This window comes from Kiloniellales bacterium (assembly GCA_030064845.1).
GTDB lineage: Bacteria > Pseudomonadota > Alphaproteobacteria > Kiloniellales > JAKSDN01 > JASJEC01.
In genome coordinates, this window is the sequence record JASJEC010000121.1 from 1 (window position 1) to 6,399 (window position 6,399).

At 67.0% G+C, this 6,399-nt stretch carries 5 protein-coding genes; all 5 read right to left on the reverse strand.

Annotated elements, in window-relative coordinates; all coding sequences use genetic code 11:
• Positions 1-1,601 (reverse strand): FAD-dependent oxidoreductase (locus QNJ67_23600; GenBank protein MDJ0611978.1); only part of this gene is annotated, 1,601 nt, incomplete at its 3' end.
• Positions 1,602-1,739: 138 nt separating this feature from the next.
• The gene (locus tag QNJ67_23605; protein MDJ0611979.1) at positions 1,740-3,311 is read right to left on the reverse strand and encodes an ABC transporter permease subunit; all 1,572 of its coding nucleotides are present in this window, start codon (positions 3,309-3,311) and stop codon (positions 1,740-1,742) included.
• On the reverse strand, positions 3,308-4,357 hold the full coding sequence (locus QNJ67_23610) for a betaine/proline/choline family ABC transporter ATP-binding protein (protein MDJ0611980.1): 1,050 nt from the start codon (positions 4,355-4,357) through the stop codon (positions 3,308-3,310). Before QNJ67_23610 ends, QNJ67_23605 begins: the two co-directional genes overlap by 4 nt.
• Positions 4,358-4,507: 150 nt before the next feature.
• Positions 4,508-5,461 (reverse strand): glycine betaine ABC transporter substrate-binding protein, encoded by a 954-nt coding sequence (locus tag QNJ67_23615; GenBank protein ID MDJ0611981.1) that lies wholly within the window; start codon positions 5,459-5,461, stop codon positions 4,508-4,510.
• 387 nt (positions 5,462-5,848) lie between these two features.
• Positions 5,849-6,399 (reverse strand): hypothetical protein (locus QNJ67_23620; GenBank protein ID MDJ0611982.1); only part of this gene is annotated, 551 nt, incomplete at its 5' end.

Here is a 6,399-nt window from a genome sequence, read left to right on the forward strand (position 1 = left end):
AGCGTGGCTTCCGAGAGCAGGTTGCCCTTGTCGGTGAGGGTGTAGCAGAGCCCCAGCCTGCCGACGGTCCTGGGGACCCGGCCGCAGACCAGGCCGTCGAGCCAGCCGCGCGCGCCCGGGCCGGTGACCTCTATGCGGTTGAAGCCGTTGACCTCCATGAGGCCGACCCGCGACTGCACGGCGGCGACCTCTTCGCCCACCGCCTCGGTCCAGTTGGGCCAGCGAAAGCCGTGGTCAGGCTCGAAGTCCGGCGTTGGCTTGTAGAAGGCCGCGCGCTCCCAGCCGTCGACGACGGCGAAGTCGGCGTTCTTGGCGGCGAGCCTCTGCGTGAGCGGCGTGGTCCGGGCCGGCCGCCCCGCCGGGCGGTGCTCGTGGGGACGGTGGAAGCGGAACTCGTTCTGGTAGTCCTCGACCGCCTTCGACGCCGTGTAGGGCAAAGTCGCGTAGTCGCCGAAGCGGCGCGGGTCGAGGCACCAGGTGTCGTAGACCGCCTCGCCGTGGACCATCTGCTGGGCGAGCAGCCAGCCGTGGCCCCCGCCCTCGCCGAGCCCGGCGCGCAGGCCTGTGATGCACCAGGCGTTGCGCTTTCCCGGGATTCGGCCGACCAGGGGCAAGCCGTCCGGCGTATAGGTGATCGGCCCGTTGACCACGGTGTGGATGCCGGCCTCGGTCAGGCAGGGCAGGCGTTGGAAGACGTTCTCCAGCACCGGCATGACCCGGTCGAGGTCGGTCGGGCAGAGCGCGTTGCTGAAGTTCGGGTCGATCCCCTCGGTGCCCCAGGTCTTGCAGTCCTGTTCGTAGAAGCCAACCAGCAGGCCCTGCTTCTCCTGCCGGGAATAGAAATCGTCGGTCGGGCAGCGCAGCAGGGGCACGCGGCGGCCGAAGGCCTCGATCTCGGGGATCGGCTCGGTCAGGAAGTACTGGTGCTCCATCGAGACGACCGGGTGCACGGCCCCGATCATGGCGCCGACCTCGTTGCAGCGATAGCCGCCGGCGTTGACGATGTGCTCGGCCACGATCTCGCCCTTAGCCGTCCGGACGACCCACTCGCCGTTCGGCTTCTGTCCGAGGCCCGTTACCGCCGTATGGCGATGGACCTCGGCCCCGGCCGCGCGGGCCCGGCGGGCCAGCGCCTGGCACAACTGCGCCGGGTCAATGTCGCCGTCAAGGGGATCCCAGAGCGCGCCGGCCAGGCCCTCGGTGGTGATGAGGGGGTGACGCCGGGCGCATTCCTCGGCGTCGAAGATCTCGAACGCGACGCCCATGCCCTTGGCCAGGGACTGGAAGTGGCGGTAGCCGTCGAGGTGCGCTTCGGTCGAGGCGAGGCGGAGTCCGCCGTCGGCGTGGTGATAATTGATCGGGTTCTCGGGATCCTCGGCCAGCTCCTTGTAGAGCCGGATCGAATGGCTCTTCAGGCCGACCATGGTCTGGACCGCGCCGAAGTTGGTGACCTGTCCCGCCGAATGCCAGGTCGTGCCCGAGGTCAGCTCGTCCCGCTCTAGCAGGACCACGTCGGTCCAGCCTTCCCGGGTCAGGTGGTAGAGAGCCGAGCAACCGGCGACCCCGCCGCCGATGACGACCGCCCGCGCCTGCGTCCTCAAGGCATTCTCCTGGCAGGTGCTGAAAAGCTCCTGAGCCCTTGATCACGGTCATCCTTCGACAGGGGGCGAAGCCCCTTGTCGAAGGGTGATGGTGCCGACGATACACCTCTTCAGCAACCTGCCAGAGCGCCGGCTTGTCTAGCCGCCCGCGACCTTCCTGCGGTACATGCCCTGCGCGATGCGGTCGATCACCATGGCGCAGAACAGGATCGCGAGACCGCCCAGGAGGCCCTGTCCCTTGGCCGCGTACTGTAGCGCCTCGAGGATCAGCGCCCCCAGGCCCTCGGCGCCGATCAGCGAGGCGATCACGACCATGGAGAGGCTCATCAGGATGGTCTGGTTGATGCCGGTCATGATCGAGGGCATGGCGAGCGGGATCTCGACGTTGCGCAGCAGCTGCCACTTGGAGCAGCCGAAGGCGATCGCCGCTTCCTTGGTGGTCTCCGGCACGCCGCGCATGCCGAGCGCGGTCAGGCGGATCACCGGGGGCATCGCGAAGATGATGGTCGCGAGCACGCCCGGCGGCTTGCCGGTGCCGAAGAAGGCGATGATCGGGATCAGATAGACGAAGGCCGGCATGGTCTGCATGAAGTCGAGCACCGGCTCGGCGAAGGCGTAGGCGCGCTTGCTCTTGCCGAACCAGATGCCGAGCGGAATGCCGAAGATGACGCAGAGCGCGGCGCCGGCGCCGATCAGGGCGACGGTGATCATGGAGATCTCCCAGAGCCCCATGAAGGCGAGATAGGCGAGCGAGGCGCCGGTGAAGACCGCCACCCGCGGCCCGGCCAGGCGGTAGGCCATGACCACGATGACCACCATGACCACCGGCCAGGGCGTCTGGATCAGGATGACCTCCAGCCCGTCGAGGACGGCGCGGATGCCGGCGGTCACGCCGTCGAAGACGTTGCCGAAGTTGTTGGCCAGCCAGTCGAAGGCGGCGTCGCCGTCCTTGGCCCAGGAGGCGAAGAACTCCTTCTTGATCGGGAACTCCGAGATCGTGATCGTGCCGCCGAACAGGCCGTTGGTCAGGTTGCTGAGCACCTTGTCCGGATCGGTCACGGTGAAGCGGAACAGGGTGAGCGGCCAGATCGCGACCAGAAGAAAGGCGCCGAAGGCGGTGCTCGCCTGGTTCAGGCCGGCCTGGATCGTGGGCTGGGCCCGCCAGCGCAGGTACTGCTTCTCGTAGGCGATGTTGGCGTAGAAGCCTTCGAGCACCTTGACCGCGACCAGCAGCGCCAGGCCGGTGAGCAGGATCGTGGTCGCTTCGCCGGCCGCCGCGTCGGCCTTCTCCTTGGCGCTGGCGGCCACGCGCTTCAGGTTCTCGGCCACCTTGAGGGCGGTTTCCGCAGCCTCCTGGTCGCCCGCCGCCAGGGCCTCCGCGGCCTGGGTCTCGCGCTTGGCGATGTTGGCCAGCAGGCGTTCGTAGCGCGCGATCTGGTCGGCGCCCAGCTCGCCCCAGAGGCCGCGGCCGAGCTGGACCAGGGCGAAGAGCTCCAGCACCAGGAACATCCAGAAGAAGCCCCAGACGCCGCGCGCCGCGCCCCAGAGCGGGCCGAACACGGCGGCCATGGTGTTCCAGGACCAGGGGAACTTGGTGGTGCCCTGGATCTTGGCGAACTCCTTGGCGTAGTAGCCGGCATTCTCCTTGGCGAACTCGTCCACCGAAGAGCTCAAGGCCTTGGGGCCGAGCTCGAGGCCTGTGTCGGTCATGCCTTGCCTCCCTGGATGCCCTTGAGCAGGGTCGACTTGTCGATCACGCCGACGTCGGCGCCGTCGTCGTTCTGGACCACGATGGGCGCGTCGGTCTCGGTCGCGATATCGATCAGGTGATCGAGATCGGTGTCGTGGGGCACCCGCTTCGAGCCCTCGAGCGACCCGCCGTTGGCCGGCTTGTAGCTGGCGATGTCCTCCATGATCGAGTGGGCGAACACCAGCTTGAGGCGCGAGATACCCTCGACGAAATCCTTGACGTAGTCGTCCGCCGGCTTGGTGACGATATCCTCCGGCGTGCCGATCTGGACGATGCGGCCGTCCTTCATGATGGCGATCCGGTTGCCGATGCGGATCGCCTCGTCCAGGTCGTGGGTGATGAAGACGGTCGTCTTGTGCAGCTCCGCCGAGAGCCCCATGAACTGGTCCTGAAGCTGGCGGCGGATCAGGGGGTCGAGCGCGGAGAACGGCTCGTCCATCAGCAGCACCTCGGGATCGGAGGCGAGCGCCCGGGCCAGACCGACCCGCTGCTGCATGCCGCCCGAGAGCTCCCGCGGGAAGCGGTCCTCGTAGCCGTCGAGGTTGACCATCGAGAGGCAGCGCTGCGAGACCTCCCAGCGCTTCGACTTCGCTTCGCCGCGCACCTGCAGCGGGAAGGCGACGTTGTCGCGCACCGTGCGGTGGGGCAGCAGCGCCATGTGCTGGAACACCATGCCGATGTGCATGGCGCGCATGGCGCGCAGATCCTCGCCGCCCAGCGCCAGCATGTCCTTGCCGAGCACCGAGATCTTGCCGGCGGTCGGCTCGATCAGGCGGTTGAGGTGCCGCACCATGGTCGACTTGCCGGAGCCGGAGAGGCCCATGACGCAGAAGATCTCGCCGCGCTGGACCGTGAACGAGCAGTCGGCGATGCCGACCACGCAGGCGAACTCCTCCAGCACCTCGGCCTTGCTCAGGCCCCGTTTCTCGACCGCATCCATGGCTTCGTCGGCCCTCGGGCCGAAAATCTTCCAGACACTGTCGAGTTGGATGACGTCTTCGTTCACGTGACACCCCCCCGCAAAGTGACAAGAGCGGCGGGCCGCAGCGGCAAGCAGCGCGGCCTGCTGCTCATCTGCGTTGTCGTCAGGCGACGATAGCAGGCATGGCGGCGGCGCCTTGGCGAAGGCGCCGCCGCCATAAGCACGGTTACCAGCCTACTTCAGCCAGGAATCGACCATGGCGCCGTTCTCGGCCACCCACTGCTGGGCGAAATCCGCCGGGTCCTGCTTCTCGACCACCAGGGCAAAGGTCATCTTGGAGACCGTGTCGGTGTCGAGCTTGACCTGAGACAGCAGCTTGGCCGCCTCCGGCTGGGCCTTCTCCAGCGCCGCCGCATAGTGAATGTGCAGGTAGGCCAGATCCCAGGCGACCGCCGCGTTGGACTTCTCGAGCCACTCGGGGTCGTCGGTCGGCTGGATCACTTTCCACTTGGCCGAGTCGTAGTCCGGCTCCTCCAGGATGACCAGCTCGTGGAGAGCGAACATGTGGTGCGGCGTGTAGCAGAAGAAGACGATATTCTTCTTCTGGGCCACCGCGTTGTCGACCTCGGCCAGCGCCAGGGTCTCGTCCATCTCCTTGAGGTTCATGGTCTCGGAATAGCCGTAGGACTTGGCCCGGATCTTCTCGACGTTGGTCGAGGCCCAGCCCGAGGCGCCAATCCAGATCTCGCCCTTGCCGTCGCCGTCGGTATCGAACTTCGCCGCCATGTCGGGATCGGTCAGATCGGACAGGGCCTTGATGCCCGTCGCCTCGGCGGTGTGCTTGGTGACGCACATGCCCTGGAAGGCCTCGATGCCGTTGGCGTTGAACTTGACGGTCTTCTTGTCCTTCACGAAGGTGTTGTGGAGGTTGACCTGGTTCGGCATCCAGACCTCGGGATGCACGTGCATCGCGCCGGAATCCATGGCCTCGAAGACCACCGGATTGGTGCCGTTCTGCAGCTCGACCTCGAGGCCGAGGTTGTCCTCCATCACGACTTTCAGCACGTGGGCCGTGACCCGAACCGACGGCCAGTTCGGCACGCCGATGATGATGTCCGCCGCCTGGGCAACGGGCGCGACGGCCATCACCGAGGCGAGAACCGCCCCGGCCAAGAGTTTGCTACGCATCATTTTCTCCCTGTTTCTCGCAGATACCGGGGCCTTGCCGGCCCCGTGTTGCCGAGCAGCATACGTCGGACGACCCCCGGAGTCTTGGTGCAAATTGACACTTTTCCGAAACAATTGAGGGCGCGGCGGCCGGGAGAGGCCGCCGAGAACGGGCCGTTAATGATGCTCCGGCGTCCCTTTAATGGGACAAAGAGCGGCTAGTTGATTGATTTGCATGAGATGCCGGGGCGCTGGGGGATAGGTCCCTAGCCGGCACCATCACCCTTCGACAAGCTCAGGGTGAGGGTCAGATTTTTCAAGCATTTGCCCTCATCCGCGCGTAGCGCCGGGCTTCGCCCCCTGTCGAAGGATGACCGTGATCAAGGGCTCTGCAGTTTCCCGGTAGCCTCACAGGTCGAGGGGCGGTGCTTGGCAGGCCTCGCAGGCGAAGGCACGGCGTCCGTCCAGCTCCAGGCTGCGGATCGGGCCGTCGCACTTCGGGCAGTTCGGCTTCTTGAAGATGTTGACCCGCTCGCGGTAGCGGCTGCGCGAGGGCCGGGCGCCGGTCACCGTGACGATGGCGTTGCGCTTGACCCCGATCGCCAGCAACTCGGCGGCGTCGTCCCAGATCCGGTCGAAGGCTTCGCGGTCGAGCAGGCGGCCCGGTGTCTCCGGGTGGATGCCCTGGCGCCACAGGATCTCGGTCCGGTAGATGTTGCCGATCCCCGCCATCACCGACTGGTCCATGATCAGGCGGCCGATCGGCGCGCGGCTTTTGGAGATCCGCGCGAAGGCGCGCTCGGGATCGGCGTCGGCCCGCAGCACGTCGGGGCCGATCCGCCCCTGGAGCGACAGCAGGCCCGGCGGATCGAGCACCTCGCAGATCGTCGGGCCGTTGATGTCGACCACGTGGGTGCCGCTGACCAGCCGGACCCGGACCGCGCCGCGCGGCTCCGGCG

What these genes read in the sequence shown, in the direction of transcription:
- QNJ67_23605 (MDJ0611979.1), bottom strand. Translation starts at nt 3,311, where the DNA reads ATGACCGACACAGGCCTCGAGCTCGGCCCCAAGGCCTTGAGCTCTTCG.
- QNJ67_23615 (MDJ0611981.1), bottom strand. Translation starts at nt 5,461, where the DNA reads ATGCGTAGCAAACTCTTGGCCGGGGCGGTTCTCGCCTCGGTGATGGCC.